General features: G+C 65.9%; 16 protein-coding genes. 5 read left to right on the top strand and 11 right to left on the bottom strand.

Annotated features, from left to right (window positions below):
- Positions 1-15: 15 nt before the first annotated feature.
- The 7 genes from BGO20_RS03755 to BGO20_RS03725 form a co-directional block, all read right to left on the bottom strand.
- On the bottom strand, positions 16-399 hold the full coding sequence (locus BGO20_RS03755) for an SUF system Fe-S cluster assembly protein (protein ID WP_291662555.1): 384 nt from the start codon (positions 397-399) through the stop codon (positions 16-18).
- Positions 400-414: 15 nt separating this feature from the next.
- Positions 415-1653, bottom strand: a complete 1239-nt coding sequence (locus tag BGO20_RS03750) for a cysteine desulfurase (RefSeq protein WP_291662556.1) — start codon at positions 1651-1653, stop codon at positions 415-417.
- A gap of 4 nt (positions 1654-1657) precedes the next feature.
- Entirely contained in the window at positions 1658-1867 is a 210-nt protein-coding gene (locus BGO20_RS03745; RefSeq protein ID WP_291662557.1) for a tautomerase family protein, read from the bottom strand.
- Positions 1867-3216 carry a Fe-S cluster assembly protein SufD gene (gene sufD, locus BGO20_RS03740; RefSeq protein ID WP_291662559.1) on the bottom strand — a complete coding sequence of 450 codons (1350 nt, stop codon included), beginning with the start codon at positions 3214-3216 and terminating at the stop codon, positions 1867-1869. Before sufD ends, BGO20_RS03745 begins: the two co-directional genes overlap by 1 nt.
- Positions 3216-3968, bottom strand: coding sequence for a Fe-S cluster assembly ATPase SufC (gene sufC / locus BGO20_RS03735; RefSeq protein WP_291662560.1), 753 nt, complete (start codon positions 3966-3968; stop codon positions 3216-3218). The genes sufD and sufC overlap by 1 nt, the downstream gene beginning before the upstream one ends.
- Before the next feature lie 112 nt (positions 3969-4080).
- Positions 4081-5553: a Fe-S cluster assembly protein SufB gene (gene sufB / locus BGO20_RS03730; RefSeq protein ID WP_291662562.1), complete on the bottom strand. Its 1473-nt coding sequence runs from the start codon at positions 5551-5553 to the stop codon at positions 4081-4083.
- Positions 5554-5613: 60 nt separating this feature from the next.
- Positions 5614-6819: a cysteine desulfurase family protein gene (locus BGO20_RS03725; protein WP_291662619.1), complete on the bottom strand. Its 1206-nt coding sequence runs from the start codon at positions 6817-6819 to the stop codon at positions 5614-5616.
- Between the two features lie 291 nt (positions 6820-7110).
- Here BGO20_RS03725 and BGO20_RS03720 point away from each other — a divergent pair, with 291 nt between their 5' ends.
- Both BGO20_RS03720 and tyrS read left to right on the top strand, forming a co-directional pair.
- The gene (locus BGO20_RS03720) at positions 7111-7782 is read left to right on the top strand and encodes an alpha/beta hydrolase (RefSeq protein WP_291662564.1); all 672 of its coding nucleotides are present in this window, start codon (positions 7111-7113) and stop codon (positions 7780-7782) included.
- Positions 7783-7917: 135 nt separating this feature from the next.
- A complete protein-coding gene (tyrS, locus tag BGO20_RS03715; protein WP_291662620.1) occupies positions 7918-9171 on the top strand; it encodes a tyrosine--tRNA ligase in 1254 nt (417 codons plus the stop codon).
- A 30-nt stretch (positions 9172-9201) separates the two neighbouring features.
- Here tyrS and BGO20_RS03710 read toward each other — a convergent pair whose 3' ends face one another.
- The gene (locus BGO20_RS03710) at positions 9202-12654 is read right to left on the bottom strand and encodes a YhdP family protein (protein WP_291662566.1); all 3453 of its coding nucleotides are present in this window, start codon (positions 12652-12654) and stop codon (positions 9202-9204) included.
- Positions 12655-12741: 87 nt separating this feature from the next.
- Between BGO20_RS03710 and BGO20_RS03705 the strand changes: the two genes are divergently transcribed.
- Positions 12742-13446, top strand: coding sequence for a peroxiredoxin (locus BGO20_RS03705; protein WP_362888831.1), 705 nt, complete (start codon positions 12742-12744; stop codon positions 13444-13446).
- 85 nt (positions 13447-13531) lie between these two features.
- The gene (locus tag BGO20_RS03700) at positions 13532-14851 is read left to right on the top strand and encodes a M23 family metallopeptidase (protein ID WP_291662567.1); all 1320 of its coding nucleotides are present in this window, start codon (positions 13532-13534) and stop codon (positions 14849-14851) included.
- A gap of 69 nt (positions 14852-14920) precedes the next feature.
- On the opposite strand, the gene prfB is transcribed toward BGO20_RS03700, so the two are convergent.
- The 3 genes from prfB to BGO20_RS03685 form a co-directional block, all read right to left on the bottom strand.
- Positions 14921-16049 (bottom strand): peptide chain release factor 2 gene (gene prfB, locus BGO20_RS03695; protein ID WP_291662569.1). Its coding sequence is split into 2 segments (ribosomal slippage): positions 14921-15979 and positions 15981-16049, totalling 1128 coding nucleotides; the frame shifts between segments, so codons are not numbered across the junction.
- A gap of 114 nt (positions 16050-16163) precedes the next feature.
- Complete coding sequence (locus BGO20_RS03690) at positions 16164-16784, bottom strand: DUF2155 domain-containing protein (RefSeq protein WP_465245991.1); 621 nt, start codon at positions 16782-16784, stop codon at positions 16164-16166.
- A 172-nt stretch (positions 16785-16956) separates the two neighbouring features.
- On the bottom strand, positions 16957-17367 hold the full coding sequence (locus BGO20_RS03685; RefSeq protein WP_291662570.1) for an NADH:ubiquinone oxidoreductase subunit NDUFA12: 411 nt from the start codon (positions 17365-17367) through the stop codon (positions 16957-16959).
- 765 nt (positions 17368-18132) lie between these two features.
- Here BGO20_RS03685 and BGO20_RS03680 point away from each other — a divergent pair.
- Positions 18133-20266, top strand: a 2134-nt coding sequence (locus BGO20_RS03680; RefSeq protein WP_299856653.1) for an adenosylcobalamin-dependent ribonucleoside-diphosphate reductase, incomplete at its 3' end; no start/stop codon positions are given.

Raw genomic sequence — 20266 nt, 5'->3', positions numbered from 1 at the left:
GAAAGCGGCGCCGTCTCACCACATGTCGAGAGCGACACGTGCCTCATCGGACATCCGCGACTGGTCCCAGGGTGGGTCGAAGGTCATGTTGACCGTCACCCCGGCAATGCCGTTGACCGTGCTCACGGCATTCTCGACCCAGCCCGGCATCTCGCCCGCCACGGGGCAGCCCGGCGCCGTCAGGGTCATGTCGATCGTCACCTGCCGGTCGTCGGCGATGTCGACGCGGTAGATCAGGCCGAGTTCGTAGATGTCGGAGGGAATCTCGGGGTCGTAGACCGTCTTGAGGGCGGCCACGATATCGTCCGTCAGACGGTCGATCTCTTCCGGCGGCAGCGCAGTGCCCTTGCCCATGGCGGGGGCGTTCGGCTTCAGGTCGTCAGCGACGCTGTCGGTCATCTCTTCAAATCCCGGTCAGGCGAACAGGCTCTCGGCCTTCCGCAGGGCATCGACCAGCTTGTCCACCTCTTCGAGCGTGTTGTAGAGCCCGAAGGAGGCACGGCAGGTCGATGTCACCCCATATCGTGCCAAAAGCGGCATGGCGCAATGGGTGCCGGCCCTGACTGCGACACCGGCGCGGTCGATCACCGTCGCGACATCATGGGCATGGGCGCCCTTCATCTCGAAGGCGACGATCGCGCCCTTCTCCTTGGCTTTGCCGAAGATGCGGATCGAGTTCATCTCGCCGAGCCGCTCCATCGCATAGGCGCCGAGCTTGGCCTCGTGGGCTGCGATGTTCTCGCGGCCGAGCGCCATCATGTAGTCGAGCGCGGCGCCCAGTCCAACGGCCTCAACGATCGCCGGCGTGCCGGATTCGAAGCGATGCGGCGGGTCGTTATAGGTGACAGTGTCTTCACTGACGGTGACGATCATCTCGCCGCCCCCCTCGTAAGGCGGCAGCTTGTCGAGCCATTCCTTCTTGCCCCAGAGAATGCCGGAGCCGGTCGGCCCATAGGTCTTGTGGCCGGTGAAGGCATAGAAATCGCAGCCCAACGCCTGGACGTCGACCGGCAGATGCACCGCGCCCTGGCTGCCGTCGACCACCAGCGGGATGCCATAGGAGCGGCAGATCGCGGCGACCTCGGCGACCGGGATGATCGTGCCGATCGCGTTCGACATCTGGGTCAGCGACACCACCTTGGTGCGCGGCGAGATCAGCTTCTCGAATTCTTCGATGAGGAAGTTGCCGTCCTCGTCGACCGGCGCCCATTTGATCACGGCGCCATGGCGCTCGCGCCAATAGTGCCAGGGCACGATGTTGGAATGGTGCTCCAGGATCGAGAGGATGATCTCGTCGCCTTCCTGGATCTTCAGATGGCGCCCGAGCGAGGACGCCACGGTATTGAGCGCGCCGGTCGAGGAGCGCGTGAACACGATCTCCTCCAGATGCGCCGCGTTCAGGAAGCGGCGCGCACTTTCGCGAGCCGCTTCATAGGCTTCCGTCGATGCGTTGGCGAGATAGTGCAGGCCGCGATGGACATTGGCATAGTCCTCCCGCATCAGCCGCGTCATCGCCTCGATCACCGCTTCCGGCTTCTGGGCCGAGGCGGCGTTGTCGAGATAGACCAGCGGCTTGCCATAGACCTCCCGGCTCAGGATCGCGAAATCCTTGCGGATGGCCTGGACGTCATAGGGCTTCGCCAGCGCGTTCATCGGTTCAGGCCTTTCCGGGCTTGGCCGGGGCCTTGTCGGCGACGAGTTCGCCGCCATGGCCCCAATCCTCGCGCTCGATCTCCTGGATCACGATATGGGTGTTCTGCGGGTTCTTGCCGAGCACCTTGACCAGCGTTTCCGTGAATTCCTTCACGATCTGCGCCTTCTGCTGGCGCGAGGCGCCCTTGGTGATCTGGAGATTGATATAGGGCATCAGACGGTGCTCACCTCGGAAGCGGCCTCGCGGGCCTTGAGCCACGATTCGACCTCGCCGATCACGAGATCGCGCACATCCTCATCAGTGATGAACTCGACCGCTTCGCCGGCGAAGGCCTGCAGCACCAGCGCCTCAGCCTGCGGCCGCGGCAGGCCGCGCGCCATCAAATAGAAGAGCTGGTCGCCATCGATCTGCGCGACCGTCGCGCCATGGCCGCAGACGACGTCGTCGGCGAAGATCTCAAGCTCGGGCTTGTTGTACATCGAGGCGCCGTCGTTCAGCAGCAGCGCGTTGCTCTTCATGCCGCCATCGGTCTTCTGCGCGTATTTGCGCACGATGACCTTGCCCTGGAACACGCCGGTCGCCTCGCCGCCCGCGATCGTCTTGAACAGCTCGCGGCTGGTGCCATGCGGCACCTCATGATCGACAACCAGGGTGACGTCGGAATGCTGCGCCTTGTTGATCAGGTTGACGCCGCGCAGGCCGATCTCGGTGTTCTCGCCGGCATAGCGGACGAAATGCTGCTGGCGCACCGTACCGGCATTGCAGATCAGCGCGAAGGAATCGAACTTGGCGTGAGCACCGACCGTGGCGAGCAGGCTCTGTACCTCGACCGTCGCCGCATGCTGGCGGGTGACGATGCGGACATGCTGGACTTCGCTCTCGTCGCCGGTCTCGAAGACGATCGCGCCGTTGATCTGCTGCGCGGCATCGCCGGCGGCTTCGCTGACCTCGACGATCGTGCCCTTGACGCCCTTGCCGGCCAGCACGACCGAGCGATGAAACACCGCCCGCTCCTCCTCACCCGAGGCGAGCGCAACGATGACGATCCGCTGTTCCAGTTCGACGCCATCGGCGATCTCGACGAAGACGCCGTCGCGCATCAGCGCGGTGTTGAGCGCGAGGCCCATGTCGTCATGGCCAACCGAAGGCCCGGCCAGGATGCGGGTCAGATCCTCGCGCGGCGACACCAGCGCCTCGGCGAGCGACTGCACCGAGACGCCCTCGGGGATCGCGTCGAGCGTGGAAAGCTCCGGCGCGAAAATGCCGTCCACCAGCACGAGGCGCAGGCCGTCGAGCTTCAGAGCGGCAAGGCGAGCCTTGACCGCTGAGGTGACGGCGGCGCCACCGGCAAGCGGGCGCGCCTCGCGCAGCAGCGTGCGCAGGTCGGTATAGCGCCAGGATTCGAGCCGGCGATGCGGCAGGCCCTTGGCCTCGAAGCCGGCGAAGGCGTCCTCGCGCAGCTTGCGTACGGCCGGGCCGCCCGGCAGCTCGGCCTTGCTGTCGGCGTATTGCTGGACGAGCTGCTGTTCGGCAGCCGTCTTCAGCGGGGTGACGATGGCCATTACGCCGCCTCCCCATAGGCCGCGTAGCCCGACTTCTCGAGTTCGAGCGCCAGCTCCTTGCCGCCGGTCTTCACGATCTTGCCCTTCGACATGACGTGGACGGTGTCCGGCACGATATGGTCGAGCAGGCGTTGATAGTGGGTGATGACGAGGAAGCCGCGGTTCTTGTCGCGGAGCGCGTTCACGCCCTCGGCGACGATGCGCAGCGCGTCGATATCGAGGCCGGAATCGGTCTCGTCGAGAATGCACATGGACGGCGAAAGCAGAGCCATCTGAAGGATTTCCATGCGCTTCTTCTCACCGCCGGAGAAGCCGACATTGAGCGGGCGGCGCAGCATGTCCTTGGCGATGCCGAGCTTGTCGGCGGCGGCGTTGACCTGCTTGATGAAATCCGGGGTCAGCAATTCGTCCTGCCCACGCGCCTTGCGCTGCGCGTTCATGGCGGCCTTGAGGAAGGTCATCGTGGCTACGCCGGGGATCTCCAGCGGATATTGGAAAGCGAGGAAGATGCCGGCGGCGGCGCGGGCATCGGCCTCCATCTCCAGCACGTTCTCGCCGTTGAGCAGGATCTCGCCGTCGAGGACCTCATAGTCCTCCTTGCCGGCGATGACATAGCTCAGCGTCGACTTGCCGGAGCCGTTCGGCCCCATGATGGCAGCGACCTCGCCGTCGTTCACGGTGAGGTTCAGGCCGTTCAGGATCTGCTTGTCCTCGTCGGCGATCTTGACGACCAGATTGCGAATTTCGAGCATCGTTCGTGTCCAGTGTTCTTGCCGCCACCGGCCTTGGCCATATGCCAGGCGCCTGCGGCTCGGGCGTGTGAAGGAAAGACTTGATGGCCGGGGCGAACCCGGCCGCGAAAGGTCAGCCGACCGAGCCTTCGAGCGAGATCGTGATCAGCTTCTGCGCCTCGACGGCGAACTCCATCGGGAGCTGCTGCAGCACCTCCTTGACGAAGCCGTTGACGATGAGCGCCACCGCCTCCTCCTCGGAGAGGCCGCGCTGCTGGCAGTAGAACATCTGGTCCTCGCCGATCTTCGACGTGGTCGCTTCGTGCTCGAAGATCGCGGTCGCGGTCTTGGCCTCGATGTAGGGGATCGTGTGCGCGCCGCACTGGTCGCCGATCAGGAGCGAGTCGCAGTTGGTGAAGTTGCGCGCGCCCGTCGCCTTGCGATGGGCCGAGACGATGCCGCGATAGGTCGAGTCCGACTTGCCGGCCGCAATGCCCTTGGCGATGATCTTCGAGGTCGTGTTCTTGCCGAGATGCAGCATCTTGGTGCCGCTATCGACCTGCTGGGCGCCGTTCGAAACCGCGATCGAGTAGAACTCGCCGCGCGAGCCGTCGCCGCGCAGGATGCAGGACGGATACTTCCAGGTGATCGCCGAGCCGGTTTCGACCTGCGTCCATGAGATCTTCGAGTTCCTGCCGCGGCAGTCGCCGCGCTTGGTCACGAAGTTGTAGATGCCGCCCTTGCCCTCCGCATCGCCCGGATACCAATTCTGGACGGTCGAGTACTTGATTTCGGCATCATCCAGCGCGATCAGCTCGACCACGGCGGCATGGAGCTGGTTCTCGTCGCGCTTGGGCGCCGTGCAGCCTTCGAGATAGCTGACATAAGCGCCCTCGTCGGCGATGATCAGCGTGCGCTCGAACTGGCCGGTATTCTGCTCGTTGATGCGGAAATAGGTCGACAGCTCCATCGGGCAGCGTACGCCCTTGGGGATGTAGACGAAGGAGCCATCGGTGAAGACCGCACTGTTCAGCGTCGCGAAATAGTTGTCCGTCACCGGAACGACCGTCGCGAGGTACTTCTTCACCAGCTCGGGGTGCTCCTGGATCGCCTCGGAGATCGAGCAGAAGATCACGCCGGCCTTGGCGAGCTCTTCCTTGAAGGTCGTCACCACCGAGACCGAGTCGAAGACCGCATCGACCGCAACGCGGTTCTCCGGGGCGACGCCGGCCAGGATCTCCTGCTCGCGCAGCGGGATGCCGAGCTTCTTGTAGGTCTCGAGAATCGCCGGATCGACCTCGTCGAGCGATTTCGGAGCCGCGCCCTTCTTCGGCGCCGCATAATAGTAGATGTCCTGATAATCGATCGGCGGGTAGTGTACCCGCGACCAGGTCGGCTCGGTCATGGTCTTCCAGCGGCGGAAGGCGTCGAGCCGCCATTCCAGCATCCATTCCGGCTCGTTCTTGCGCGCCGAGATGTAGCGGACCGTGTCCTCGGTGAGGCCCTTGGCCGGCTTCTCGACCTCCAGATCCGTGACGAAGCCGTATTTATACTCGGTCACGTCGATAGACTTGACCTGATCGATGGTCTCCTGGACCGCTGCCATTTCTCAGTCTCCAGTGCGGGTTCAAGGCCCGCCGGTTTGGTCTTCGTGTTGCGGGGCGCTTCAGGCGGCAGCCTTGGCGCTCCGATCGGGTTGCGTGGCCACGAGCTTTTCGTAGGCCGCGAGAAACAGATCGATATCCGCCCCGGAGGTGGTCCATCCGAGCGAGGCTCGCAAGGCCCCTGCGCTCATGGCGGGGTCGATTTTCATCGCATCGAGCACATGCGAACGCTTGACCTTGCCCGAAGAGCAGGCCGAGCCCGAGGACAACGCGGCACCGGCCAGATCGAGCTTGATCAGCATGGTCTCCGCCTTGAGGCCCGGCGTCGCGAAGGCGCTGGTATTGGGCAGGCGCGGCGCGGACTGGGCGAAGATCGCCGTCTCCGACGACAGCGCGGCGAGACCCGCTTCCAGGCGATCACGGAGCCCCGCGAGTCGCTTCGCCTCTTCGGCCAGAAGCTTGCCGGCGATCTCAGCCGCCGCGCCGAAGCCGATGATTCCGGGCAGGTTTTCGGTCCCGGCCCGCCAGCCGCGCTCCTGCCCGCCGCCACGCATCGGCTTGTCGGAGAGTTCGAGCGCGCCCGTCCTGAAGACGATCGCGCCGATGCCCTTCGGCCCGCCGATCTTGTGCGCCGAGAGGGTCAGCACATCGGCGCCAACAGCCATGATATCGATGGCGATCTTGCCGGCCGCCTGCACGGCGTCGCTATGCATGAGGCCGCCATGGCGATGCACGATTGCAGCCGCTTCAGCGATCGGCTGGATCACCCCGGTCTCGTTATTGGCGAGATGGATCGAGACGAGCGCCCGCGCGCCGGGGTTGTCAGTGACGAAACGCGTCAGCCGTGCATCCAGCCAGGAGAGGTCGACCAAGCCGTTTGCATCGACCGGGATGGCTTCGACCGCACCGGCCGAGAAACGATGTCCTTCACGGACGCAGGCATGTTCCGTCGCGCTATGAAGCAGAAGCGTCGCGGGCGTCCGCACGCAATCGCGGCCGCCATCGCAATCCATCAGGCCGGGCGAGAGCACGGCGACATTCGCTTCCGTGCCGCCGCTGGTGAAGACCACGTTCGAGGCCTTGGCCCCGACGAGCCTGGCGACCTGCTCGCGCGCCCGCTCCATGGCGGCCCGCGCGGCGCGTCCCTCGCCATGGACGGAGGACGGATTGCCCGGCAGCGTCAGCGCATGCGCGACCGCATGCGCGACCTCCGGCCGGACCGGGGTCGTGGCATTATGGTCGAGATAGGCGCGTCCCGCCGTCACGATCTTGCCTGCTCCATCCTCGTCACCGCCCGGGTCACCGATACGAAATGCTTGAAATTGCACCTGTGCGCCGTGCTATAGCCGCCCATCCGAACCGGCCGGAAGGGTCGAAACGCGGTCCGCTCTTGCGATCCATCGTTTTGTTCTCGACTTGTTCACGGCCGTTAGAACTATTCTAAGCGCTCTTCATCTAGGGCGCGCAAGGCGGCGCCGTCAAGGTGGCCGGGCTTCCGGCGGGCATGCGCCCGCTTTTTGCCCGTCCGCGCCGGCGCTGCTGCAAGAAGCGGTGAGACGATGCCAGAGGTTATCTTCAACGGGCCCGCGGGCCGGATCGAGGGCCGTTACCAGCCCGCCAAGAAGCGTGGTGCGCCTCTCGCGATCATCCTGCACCCGCACCCGCAATTCGGCGGGACGATGAACAACCAGATCGTCTACAATCTGTTCTACACCTTCGTGAACCGCGGCTTCTCCGCGCTACGCTTCAATTTCCGCGGTGTCGGCCGCAGCCAGGGTCATTTCGACCACGGCGCAGGGGAGCTCTCGGACGCGGCCGCGGCGCTCGACTGGATGCAGGCCCTCAACCCCGAGGCCAAGAATTGCTGGATCGCGGGCGTCTCCTTCGGCGCCTGGATCGGTATGCAGCTTCTGATGCGACGCCCGGAAATCGAGGGCTTTCTCTCGATCGCGGCGATGGCGAACCGCTACGACTTCTCCTTCCTGGCGCCCTGCCCCTCGTCTGGCCTGTTCGTGCACGGCTCGGAAGACCGCGTCGCGCCGGTCAAGGAGGTCATGGCGGTGATCGAGAAGGTGAAGACCCAGAAGGGCATCCAGATCGAGCATGCCGTCGTCGAGGGCGCCAATCACTTCTTCGACGGCCGGGTCGAACAACTCATGGAGCAGGTCGGCGCCTATCTCGACGCCAAGGTCGGGCCAGAGATCATCAAATCGGAACAGGAGCAGCCCTGAGCCGGAACCGGGCCGTCATGCTCGCCTTCCGGGCGAGCATCGACTGCTCGAATGCGGTCTGAAGCCCGCGAAAACGTCGAGGGTCGGGACAATCCCTACCATGACGAGACAATCATCACATCATCGAGCCTCGCCATGACCACCTACAAGTCCGATTTCCTGCGCGTGCTCGACGAGCGCGGCCTCATCCATCAGGTCTCCGACGCGGAAGGCCTCGATGCTCTGTGCCGGCAGGGAACCCAGACCGCCTATGTCGGCTATGACGCGACGGCGACCTCGATCCATATCGGCAACCTGATCTCGCTGACCATGCTCTACTGGTTCCAGGAGACCGGTCACCGCCCGATCACGCTGATGGGCGGCGGCACCTCCATGGTCGGCGACCCGTCCTTCCGCGACGACCAGCGCAAGCTGCTCACCGTCGAGGAGATCGCGACCAATATCGAGAGCATCAAGCGGGTCTTCGGCCGCATCCTGCGCTATGGCGACGGGCCAACCGACGCGATGATGGCCAACAACGCCGACTGGCTCTTGAAGCTGAACTATGTCGAGTTCCTGCGCGATGTCGGCCGGCATTTCTCGGTCAACCGCATGCTCTCCTTCGATTCAGTGAAGCTGAGGCTCGACCGCGAGCAGTCGCTGTCCTTCCTCGAATTCAACTACATGATCATGCAGGGCTACGACTTCGTCGAGCTCAACCGCCGCTATGGCTGCCGCCTGCAGATGGGCGGCTCGGATCAGTGGGGCAACATCATCAACGGCGTCGACCTCTCCCACCGGATGGGCGGCCCGCAGCTCTACTGCCTGACGACGCCGCTGCTGACGACCGCATCGGGCGCGAAGATGGGCAAGACTGCCAATGGCGCGGTCTGGCTCAATGCCGATGTCTTCAGCCCCTACGACTTCTGGCAGTATTTCCGCAACACCGAGGACGCCGATGTCGGCCGCTTCCTCAAGGTGTTCACGCGCCTGCCGCTCGACGAGATCGCCCGGCTCGCCGCGCTCGGCGGCGCCGAACTGAACGAGGCGAAGAAGATCCTCGCCACCGAGATCACCGCGATCGTCCATGGCCGCGAGGCCGCGGAGGCCGCCGCCGAAACCGCGCGCAAGACCTTCGAGGAAGGCGGGCTCGCCGCCGACCTGCCGAGCGTCGCGATCGCGCGGGCCGAAATCGAGCCCGGCATCGGCGTACTCACCGCCTTCGTCAAGGCCGGGCTGGTGCCCTCGACGGGGGAAGCTCGCCGGCAAGTCAAGGCCGGCGGCCTGCGCGTCAACGATGCGGCCGTGACCGACGAGCGGGCGACGCTCGGCCTCGCCGACCTGACCTCGGAAGGCGTCATCAAGCTCTCATTCGGCAAGAAGAAGCACATCCTGCTGCGGGCGGAATAGCGCCATCGCCGCTCGGCGGCGGCTTTGCCTTCAGGGGCGCGGTGCTGATTCGCCGGGCTGAACCGGCCGCTGCGCCGGGGCCCCGCCCAGCGGATCGACAAAGCGTCTGAGGATGCCGGGCGCGATGGCCGAGAGCGGGTTGATCGTCATGGTCGGGGCGCTGGCCGGCCCCGAGATGCGGAAGTTCACGGCGAAAAGCCCGCCATACTGGCTACCGCCGCCTAGCAGCGCGCCCACCACCGGAACCTGCGCGAAAGCGTTGTTGAAGGCATAGCCCGGCACGAAGGTCCCGCCGATATCCACCCGGTCGCGGCCATAATCGACATGGCCCTGCAGGGTGAAACCGACCTGCTGGCCCCAGATCACCATGTCCGAGACGTCGAGCCGGCTGGCGGAGCGGGTGAATTCCGCCCGAAGCTTGGTGAATTCGACCTCGCTGACATCGACGCGCGCTTCCGGCCCCCCGCCTCCCGGGCGGTCGCTGGAGAAGGCGTTGGCCGACTGGCTGCCGACGACCCGCTTCAGCGCCGGCTCGTTGCGGACGAGGAAGTCGCGGAAGAGCAGGTCCCCGCTCTGGCTCTCGCCCGCTCCCATCGTCAGCACCAGATTGCCGCCATAGGCCTTGTTGTACAGATCGAGAAAGCGCAGCAGCGAACCGCCGTTCTGAGTCTGGACGACCAGCCGGCCGCCCTCGCCCTGGCGCTGCCTGGCCGTGACATCGGCTTTGCCGATGCGGCCCTGGAAGTTGACCATCTTCAGATCGCCGCCGCGCTTCGAGGCCTTGAGCGTCCCGCTGGTGATCGCCTCGTTGTTGAAGCCGGTCAGGATCGGGACATCGAGGTCGATGTCGTAATCGGCGGCCTTCTGATGGCCCGCGCGATCGCCGCGGGCTGTTGGCGCCGGTGCCTGCAAATCCTTGATGAACGGGCGCATATCGGCCACCGCGCCACGGATGAGAAGCTTCGTCACGTTGCCGTCGCGCTTGACGTCGAGCTTCAAATTGTCTCCCGGCGACAGACGAAACTGGGAGAGGCTGGCACTCTCGAGGGCGTTCTGCTTGTTGAGCTCGATCCGCCCCTTGATCTGCGCGGAGCCGGCATCGAGGCTGAAATCGTCGAGGTCGGGCCCCTCGGGGTCGACGACGTAGTTGAAGCTGACCTTGCCGGGCCGCCCCGCCGGCTTGCTCAGCCCCGGCACGGTGCCGTCGAGGCCGACCTTGGTCAGATCGATCTCGACATGGGGCGGTGCGTCACCTCCCTTTCCGAAAGCCTTGACGACCTTGACCGGAAGGGTGCCGGAAATCCCGGCTTCCGGACCGAAGCCTCGTCTCTGCCGCGCCGCGGCATCGAGCGAGAGCAGCAGCGTCGCCTCGCCCTGCCCCTTGGCATTCTGCCTGACATCGACCTGGGCCTTGTCGCCTCCGACCCGCGCATCGCCGCGCAGGGACAGGCCAGCGCGGTCGAAATTCACCGCAAGCGAGCCGGCTTCGAGCTTCTCGGTACCGAGCAGCGTGTCCGAAGCCAGGCCGGACAGGGTGCCGCTGCCGCTGACCGCGATCTCGTCCGTCCTCAGGTCACCGGCGAGCGGCAGGGTGAGCGCGACCTTGAGATCGGCCGTGCCCTTCATCGTGGCCGGATCGATCCGGCCAGGCGAAAAATCCTTCAAGGCCGGAAAGGCGAGCAAGGCGACCAGCGCATCGGCCGGGCCCATGATCCGGAAGCCGATGTTCGCCGGCGCCCGTTGCATCCAGAACTCGGGCATGGCGAAGCTCGCCTCGCTCAGCTTCATGCTTCGGCCACCGCCGAGGTCGGCTGTGGCCTGCCCGATCGCCAGCTGCACGGTCCGCCCGGTGACCTTGCCAGTGACGGCCGCATCCGTCAGGGGCGGCAGCCCCGGATCCGGGAGGTAACGCACCTGGTCGGCGTCGATCGTCACCAGCAGGGCATCGTCCGGCATGCCGTGCCCGTGAACCAGCTTGGCATGGTCTTCGGCCGGCAGGTCGAGATCGACGGTCAGCAGCTTCATGTGCCCCGCGGCCAGCTGGCGCCGCAACGTGTCGTGCACCTCCGGCGAGGTGAAGCGCGGCCAGATCGCGAGCAGCGCCCGCGGGTCCGAATCGGTCGCCTTGATGTGGAAGCGCTGCAGCGGCGAGCTGCCGACGCGCTGGACGAAGGCGGTCAGCCCGACATGCGCCTTCGGCCCTTCGATGCCGAGTTCATCGACGGAAACGGCACCGTTGGCCGGATCTATCTTCAGATTGGCCTTGAGGTTGTCGATCTGCACCGCCGGGTCGGCGTCGAGGCCGACGAGCTGCCCGTTGGCGGCGAGCTCCAGGCGCCAACCGCCATTCTCTTCACGCAGGGCGCCGGAGGCCGTGAAATGCGTCGCTCCGGCATTGAGCTCACCGCGCACGATCCGCAGGTCCGACAGATCCGCGCCGCTCGCCACTTCCAGATGCGCGGAGTCGAGCTTCAGCGTCGGCATCGGCCCATCGGGGAACCGGACGGAACCGGCCTGAACGTCGAGGCTGGCGGTCAGCGACTGCTTGCCGTCCGGCGTCTGCCGCAGCGTCGCCTTGCCCTTGAGCGGCAAGCCGTCCAGCACGACACCGCCCGTCCCGAAGGCGAGCGCCACGGCCTCGGCCGGCTCGAACCGCAGGATGTCGATGTCGGCCCGCTGCGTCCCGTCCGCCTCGGTCGAAAGGTCGACCGACATCTCCTTCCACCGCTGCCCGGTTCTGCCCTTCATCAAGAGCCGGGTTCCGTGCTGGCCGAGCCGCGTCAGCCGGATCTCGACATCCTCAAAGCCCGCCTTCTGCCGTCCTTCCGGATCGACCAGCGACAGCCGCGCTCCGTTGATGCCGGCCGTTTCGAGGGCGCCGAGCAACCCGTCGCCGCGGGCCAGGGTCGAAATCGCGCCCATGATGCCGGTGAAAGCATTCCACTGCGCGGCATCGGGTATCGCCGCCGGTGGCTGCGCCTCGGCCGGGGCCGAATCGGCGTTGACGACCAGGGCACCGTTCCTATCGACGCCGAGCCGGACATTCACGCCGCGCAGATCGATCGAGACGAGGCGGATGTCGCCTCTGAGCAGCGCCAGCGGTTCATAACCGAGAATCGCTTCCGGAGCCCGGATCACGGCACCGCTGGAATGACGGAAGGACACCTGACGGACCCGGAGCTGGGAATGGCCGTCGATGCGGCCAAGCTCGGCGGAGGCCGCCTCGACCGTCCAGCCCGGGCCCAGCCTCTCCTCCATTGCCGACGAAATCCGCCCCTCGAGGCCGGAAAGCGGAATGATCCCGGTGACGAGCAAGGTCACCGCCGAGCCCGCCAGCGCCAGCACGCCGAGGAAGATGGCAACGCAGATCAGGGTGAGGCCCGCCTTGGCGCGCCTCTTCACCACCGCGGCGTCGCAGGCGCCCTCGGGGGGTACCGGCGCGACGGGCTCGCCACCCGCAACCTTTGCATCCTCGTCGGCCAAATCCGCGTGGTCCTCTCGGGCGCCGGTACCGGGTTGGACAAGGTGACGCAGAAGCGCCCCTTGCCGCAATCTCGGGAGACGGCATGGATGTCGATGTCGTCCGACGATGCGATTCGGCAAGCCGCAACCGCCGCCTGCCGCATCTTTCGCCAGATTGCCGCCCCCGGCCTGCTATGCGGCTCTCGCATCGGACCGGAAGGAAGTCGACTTCTCGGAGAGATCCGGTGCGATAACACAAGCGTAGATCACCGCGGTCATCCGATCGAAAATGCAGCGGTGCAGGGCGGTCCATGCCCGCCGAAGGCGACAAAAGGAAGGCAGACGACCATGGTTCTGAAGGAAGGTGACAGGGCGCCGGATTTTCGGCTGCCGCGCGATGGTGGTGAGGAAGTCTCGCTGGAGAGCTTCCGTGGGCGCAAGCTCGTGCTCTACGCCTACCCGAAGGACGACACGACCGGCTGCACTCGCGAGGCGATCGACTTCAACCGGTTGCGCCCGGAATTTGCCGCCTGCGCGACGGAGATCGTCGGAGTCTCTCCCGATTCCGCCCAACGACATGATCGCTTCAAGCTGAAGCACCAGCTCGATCTGACGCTTCTCGCCGATGAGAGCCAGACCCTGGCGCAAGCCTACGGCATCTGGACCGAGAAGAGCATGTATGGCCGCAAGTTCATGGGCATCGAGCGCTCGACGTTCCTGATCGACGCCGAAGGCCGCATCGCGCGGATCTGGCGGAAGGTGAAGGTCGCCGGCCATGCCGAAGAGGTACTTGCCGCGGCGCGCGCACTGTAGCCGGAGTTTCGCCGCCGGCCTTTGCGAAAGATTAACCCTAACAATTCCTAATGGCGGTATCGGCAGCGTTTTCCCGGTACCGCGTATGCATCCTCAGCCACAGACCGCTCCAACCCTTCCCGCCAGCGGGCTGATCGTCCACAGGACCTACACGGTCCGCCGCTCGACCATGCTCATCGGCCTCGGCTGGCTCGCCCTGATGACGGCCTGCAGCGGCACCGCCGGTTGGTACATCCTCAGCAAGGACGACCTCGCGGCGCGGCTGATCGCTCGCGAGACGACCCGTCAATATGCCTATGAGGACCGCATCGCCGCGCTGCGCGCCGACATCGATCGCTATGCCAGCCGCGCGCTGCTCGACCAGGACAGCGTCGAGTCGCGCGTCGACGAGCTGGCGACCCGGCAGGCCGAACTCGAATCACGGCAGTCCTTGGTGACGGCGCTTACCGACACGCTGCAGTCGAACGGACTCCTGCCGACCGGCAAGCTGCCGCTGCGCCCCCGCGTCGCCAAGCCGGAGGAGCCGGTTCGCGCCTCGGGCGTGACCAGTTTCGCGCCGATCGTGCCGAGCAAGCCGACTCCGGCGCCGGAGGCGCCGCCGCTACGCGGCGCGGAGGCGAACGCCGGTGGTTGGCAATCAGGGGAAGCGCAGGCCGAGCAGCCTCCGGCCAAGCGCGTCGAAGCCAGCCTGGAAAAGCTGGGTGCCGCGATGGACCAGACATCCGCAGCGCAGCTCGATGCTCTCAAGGACATGGACCAGAAGGTCGCCGAAACCCAGAAGAAGCTGCGCAGCGCGCTTGCGGAGACCGGCCTCGACATCAGTCGGATGGCCGTTCCGGGCGCCGCCGAGGGCGGCATGGGCGGCCCGCTCGTGCCGGTGAAGCTCGATGCCTCCACCGGCCCGTTCGCCGCCACCCTGATGGATCTGCAGCCGCGCCTGACCGCGCTGGTACGCCTGCGCGGGCTCGTCGAGCAGATGCCGCTGGCCCGCCCGATGAGCGGCGACCACGAGTTCACCTCGAATTTCGGCTACCGCACCGACCCTTTCACCCGGGGTCTGGCGATGCATACCGGCGTCGACTTCCGCGCCGCCGCGGGCTCGGCTATCCTCGCCACCGCGCCGGGCAAGGTCGTCGCGGCAGAGTACAATGGCGGCTACGGCAACATGGTGGAAGTCGAGCACGCCAACGGGCTGAGCACGCGCTACGCTCATATGTCGGCGATTTCCGTTTCGGTCGGCCAGATCGTCAAGACCGGAACCGTGCTCGGCCGGGTCGGCACCACCGGCCGTTCGACCGGCCCGCATCTGCATTACGAAACGCGGATCAACGAGGAGCCGGTCGACCCGACCAGATTCCTCAATGCCGGCAGCAAATTGGCTGGAATTCTGCAAGCATCGCTATAGCGACATCCGACGGAAAGACGGCCCGGAAGCGCCATCCGCTCCCGGGCCGTTTCCTTGCGCTGTGCCGGATCAGTCGATGTCCTCGACCTCGACCTCGGTGCCGTAGACGCGCTGCGCCAGCGAGGCTTCCATGAATGGGTCGAGATCGCCGTCGAGCACGTCGGACGGCGCTGTCGAGCTGACGCCGGTACGCAGATCCTTCACGAGCTGATAGGGCTGCAGCACATAGGAGCGGATCTGGTGACCCCAGCCGATATCGGTCTTGGAGGCCGCCTCGGCATTGGCCTTTTCCTCACGCTTCTTCAGCTCGACCTCGTAGAGCCGCGCGCGCAGCATTTCCCAGGCCTTGGCCCGGTTCTTGTGCTGCGAGCGCTCCTGCTGGCAGGCCACCGCAATACCGGTCGGGATATGCGTGATGCGCACCGCCGAATCGGTCGTGTTGATGTGCTGGCCGCCCGCGCCCTGGGCGCGATAGGTGTCGATCCGGCAGTCCGATTCCTTGACGTCGATGACGATGCGGTCGTCGACCACCGGGTAGACCCAGACCGACGCGAAGGAGGTCTGCCTTCTGGCGTTGGAGTCGAAGGGCGAGATACGCACGAGACGGTGCACACCGGATTCGGTCTTCAGCCAGCCATAGGCGTTGTGGCCCTTGAACTGCAGCGTCGCCGACTTGATGCCGGCCGTGTCGCCGTCCTGATATTCGAGCGTCTCGACCTTGAACTTCCGCCGTTCGCCCCAGCGCCGGTACATGCGCAGCAGCATTTCGGCCCAGTCCTGGCTCTCGGTGCCGCCCGCGCCGGGATGGATTTCGACATAGGTGTCGAGCATGTCGGCCTCGCCCGACAGCAAGGTTTCGACCTGCAGCCGGGCGGCCTCATCCTGGACGGCCTTGATCGCCTGCTCGCCCTCGCTGACCGTGGCCTCGTCGTCTTCCATCTCGCCGAGCTCGATCAGCGTCAGGGCGTCGTCGAGGTCGCGTTCGAGCTTGCCGATGCCGTCGATCTGCGTCTCGAGCGAGGTGCGCTCGCGCATCAGCTTCTGCGCGGCGTCAGCATCGTTCCAAAAATCCGGGCCCTCGGAGAGCGCGTTCAGTTCAGCGAGGCGGCGCTGGGCTTGATCCCAGTCAAAGATGCCTCCTCAGCAGTCCGATCGACTGCTTGGCGTTATCGAGTTGCGTCTGGATTTCGGGGCGCATGATTCTGCTTTGGTTTTCCGTGATCGTCCTGTCCGTTGCGCTCAGATAGGGGCGAAAGCGCACGCTGTAAACGCCTCTTGGCCCCGCATCCGGCGTACGGACCGGTTCCCGGCCTCAGCCGCCGCTGCCGGCGGGATCGCGGCCGGGGACGGGATTGGTCGGGAAGAAGCGCTGGCTCGGACGCTGCGGCTGCACCGGCACGCCGCGCGGCGGCTCGACATCGATCCGCCCTCCGCCCGGAGGCGGCTGATTCACGTCGCGCGGCGGGGTGGTGCGCGGCCTGCGCGGCTCCTCCGGCGGCGGAGGCGGCTCGGGCTCCTTCGGATCGACGATGATCTCGGTGCCGCCTTTGCAGTCGGTCAGCCAGACATCGTAGATCGCGTGTTCGACGCCGTGCAGACCTGGGCTGTCGGCGAACATCCAGCCGGTGAAGATGCGGCGATATTCGTTGTTGAAGGTGACCTCGTCGACCTCGACGAAGGCATCGGTGCGCGGCGCCTCGGTGGGCGGGCGCGTCCAGCAGACGCGCGGCGTGATCTGCAGCGCGCCGAACTGCACGGTCTCGTCGATCGCCACCTCGAAGGAGATGATCCGGCCGGTGATCTTGTCGAGCCCGGCGAAAACCGCCGTCGGATTCTTGATGCGGTCGGCCAAAGCCGGCCCGGCGGCGACCGTCATCGTCAGAGCGCTCGCGGCGAGACCCGCCAGGATCGGGAAACGGAACAGGGACGGCATGCTGGCGCGAATCTCTCCGGCATCGCGGACAAGAGCGCGACGGGGCGCAGTAACACGGCAAAGGCAGCGGAAAAAGGGCGCGTTGCCTTCTCAACCTCTCATGCAGGTCTCGATATGGTCGATGGCGACGGCCAGACCGTCCTCGGCCCGGATCTGCGCGCCGCCAGTCGGCTCAGCGGCCCGGCGTCCAGGCCTGATAGTCGCCCGTGGCGGCGGGTCGCTCGCCCTCGGCCAGGGTCGAGCCCTGCGGACGATAGGCCAGCGCCGTGCCGGTCCAGTTCTGCTGGTGCGGCTGCTGCCACTCGCGCGGCTGGTAGCTTTCCTCGGAGGGCGCGACATCGACGGTGTGATGCAGCCAGCCGTTCCAGCCCGCCGGAATGTTCGAGGCCTCGATCGGTCCATTATAGACCACCCAGCGGCGCTGGAAGCCGAGCGCCTTGTCCTTCACGCCGCCCTTGGTGCGGTAATAGACATTGCCGAACTCATCCTCGCCGACCCGTTCGCCGAAGCGCCAGGTGTGGAAGCGGGTGCCCATGGTCTGGCCGTTCCACCAGGTGAAGATCTGCAGCAGCCAGTTCTTCATCGCCCAGCCCTTCCCGCCTTGCGCCGATGCACTCGTCCGCGCGCCGCCCGCGCGCCGGATCGGGGCCGACTTATGGCGCCAGCGCCCCGCCCTGTCCAGCCCGGAGCCGGAACACCGGGTCACATCGCGACACAACCTGATTCTGTCGCGACGCCCCGCCCGATTCCTGCCGCGATTCGGCTTCGTGACAGCCACAATCGACGCCGCTTCAAGCACTTGCCGCCGAGCCCACAACCGGGACCTTCAAGCGGATGCCGGGACGGCATGGATTCAGCATCCGTCAACCATGAATAGCGGGGATTTTAGGGACTGCGCATCGGCCGGCCCTGTGGCAATCTTGCCGCGCAGCGGCGATTCTGCGCGGGATTCCCAAGGCTTAGCCCGAGCCTTGAACCTTATCCCCACAACTCACATGTTCCTACCAGATGTCGTATCCACAAGTTCGACCCCGCACTATTCCTTGACGAAGACGGCTTTGGGGCGCTAGATTTTGACCATCGCATGACGGCCGGCGGCACCCCCTCTGGATGACTGCGAAACCCTAGTTTTCCAGTGTGTCCCGGGCCTACCGCCGCATCCGCCATCGACAGCGGAAGCGAACGGATTTGCGCGGACATTTTGGGCGCGTCCGGGACCATCGGCGAGGCTACATCGCCGGGACCCACAGGGCATCGAACCGAGTTTGGGCTGACATCAGGAGCCGGTGATCAACCGGCCGCGCGTGGCTTGCGAAGCAGGCCCGCGGCAGATCAAGGGACGAAGATCATGCGCATCGAGCGCCGCTACACCACCGCCGGACAGTCGCCCTATGCTGCGATCCCGTTCCGATCGGCCGTCAGCGAGATCAAGAACCCGGACGGCTCCGTCGTCTTCCGGTTGGAAGGCATCGAGGTTCCCGAGGCCTGGTCGCAGGTCGCCAGCGACGTGCTCGCGCAGAAGTACTTCCGCAAGGCCGGCGTGCCGGCGCGCCTGAAGAAGTTTGAGGAGAACGACGTCCCCTCCTTCCTCTGGCGCTCCGTCGCCGACGAGGCCGCTCTCGCCGAGTTGCCCGAGGGCGAGCGCTACGGATCGGAAATCTCCTCCAAGCAGGTCTTCGACCGCCTCGCCGGCTGCTGGACCTATTGGGGCTGGAAGGGCGGCTATTTCTCCTCCGAGGAGGATGCCGCGGCCTTCCATGACGAGCTGCGCTTCATGCTCGCCACCCAGCGCGTCGCGCCGAATTCGCCGCAATGGTTCAACACCGGCCTGCACTGGGCCTATGGCATCGACGGCCCGAGCCAGGGCCATTTCTACGTCGACTTCAAGACCGGCAAGCTGGTGAAGTCGAAGTCGAGCTACGAGCACCCGCAGCCGCATGCCTGCTTCATCCAGGGCGTGCAGGACGACCTCGTCAACGAGGGCGGCATCATGGACCTCTGGGTCCGTGAGGCCCGCCTGTTCAAGTATGGCTCCGGCACCGGCTCGAACTTCTCGATGCTGCGCGGCGAAGGCGAGAAGCTCGCCGGCGGCGGCAAGTCGTCCGGCCTGATGTCCTTCCTCAAGATCGGCGACCGTGCCGCCGGCGCGATCAAGTCGGGCGGCACCACCCGCCGCGCCGCCAAGATGGTCGTGGTCGATGCCGACCATCCGGATATCGAGGCCTATATCGACTGGAAGGTGAAGGAAGAGCAGAAGGTCGCCGCCCTCGTCACCGGCTCCAAGACCGTCAAGAAGCACATGAAGGCCGTACTCAAGGCCTGCGTGAACTGCGAGGGCGACGCCGATTCCTGCTTCGACCCCGAGAAGAACCCGGCCCTGAAGCGCGAGATCAAGCTCGCCCGCAAGGCGCTGGTGCCGGACAACTACATCAAGCGCGTCATCCAGTTCGCCAAGCAGGGCTACAAGGACATCTCCTTCGACACCTATGACACCGACTGGGATTCCGACGCCTATCTCACCGTCTCCGGCCAGAATTCGAACAACTCGGTCTCGCTGACCGACGATTTCCTGCGCGCGGTGGAAACGGATGCCGACTGGAACCTGACCGCCCGCACCACCGGCAAGGTCCACAAGACGCTGAAGGCCCGCGACCTCTGGGAGAAGATCGGCTACGCCGCCTGGGCCTCGGCCGATCCCGGCCTGCACTTCAACTCGACGATGAACGACTGGCACACCTGCCCGGCTTCCGGCCGGATCCGGGCGTCCAATCCGTGCTCCGAGTACATGTTCCTCGACGACACCGCCTGCAACCTGGCCTCGGCCAATCTGCTGCAGTTCTACGATACGCAGACCAAGAGCTTCGACGTTGCGGCCTATGAGCATCTCTGCCGGCTCTGGACCGTCGTGCTCGAGATCTCGGTGACGATGGCGCAGTTCCCGAGCCGCGAGATCGCCGAGCTCTCCTACGAGTACCGCACGCTCGGCCTCGGCTACGCCAATATCGGCGGCCTGCTGATGACCATGGGCCTCGGCTACGACTCCGACGAGGGCCGTGCGCTGGCCGGCGCCCTCACCGCGATCATGACCGGCGTCGCCTATGCGACCTCGGCCGAGATGGCGGGCGAACTCGGCCCCTTCCCCGGCTACAAGAAGAACGCCAGCCACATGCTGCGCGTCATCCGCAACCACCGCACGGCGGCCCATGGCCTTGCCGACGGCTATGAGGGCCTGAGCGTCACCCCGGTCCCGCTCGACCACGCCACCCTCGCCCGTCTCGGCGGCTCGGCCGTCACCATGGCGGAGCGCTCGCGCATCGTCTGGGACGAGGCGCTGGAGCAGGGCAAGCGCTACGGCTACCGCAACGCCCAGGCGACCGTGATCGCGCCGACAGGCACGATCGGCCTCGTCATGGATTGCGACACCACCGGCATCGAGCCCGATTTCGCGCTGGTGAAGTTCAAGAAGCTCGCCGGCGGCGGCT

It is taken from the genome of Allobosea sp. 67-29, from assembly GCF_001898115.1.
GTDB lineage: Bacteria > Pseudomonadota > Alphaproteobacteria > Rhizobiales > Beijerinckiaceae > Allobosea.
This window is presented reverse-complemented; position numbering and strand designations above follow the sequence as displayed.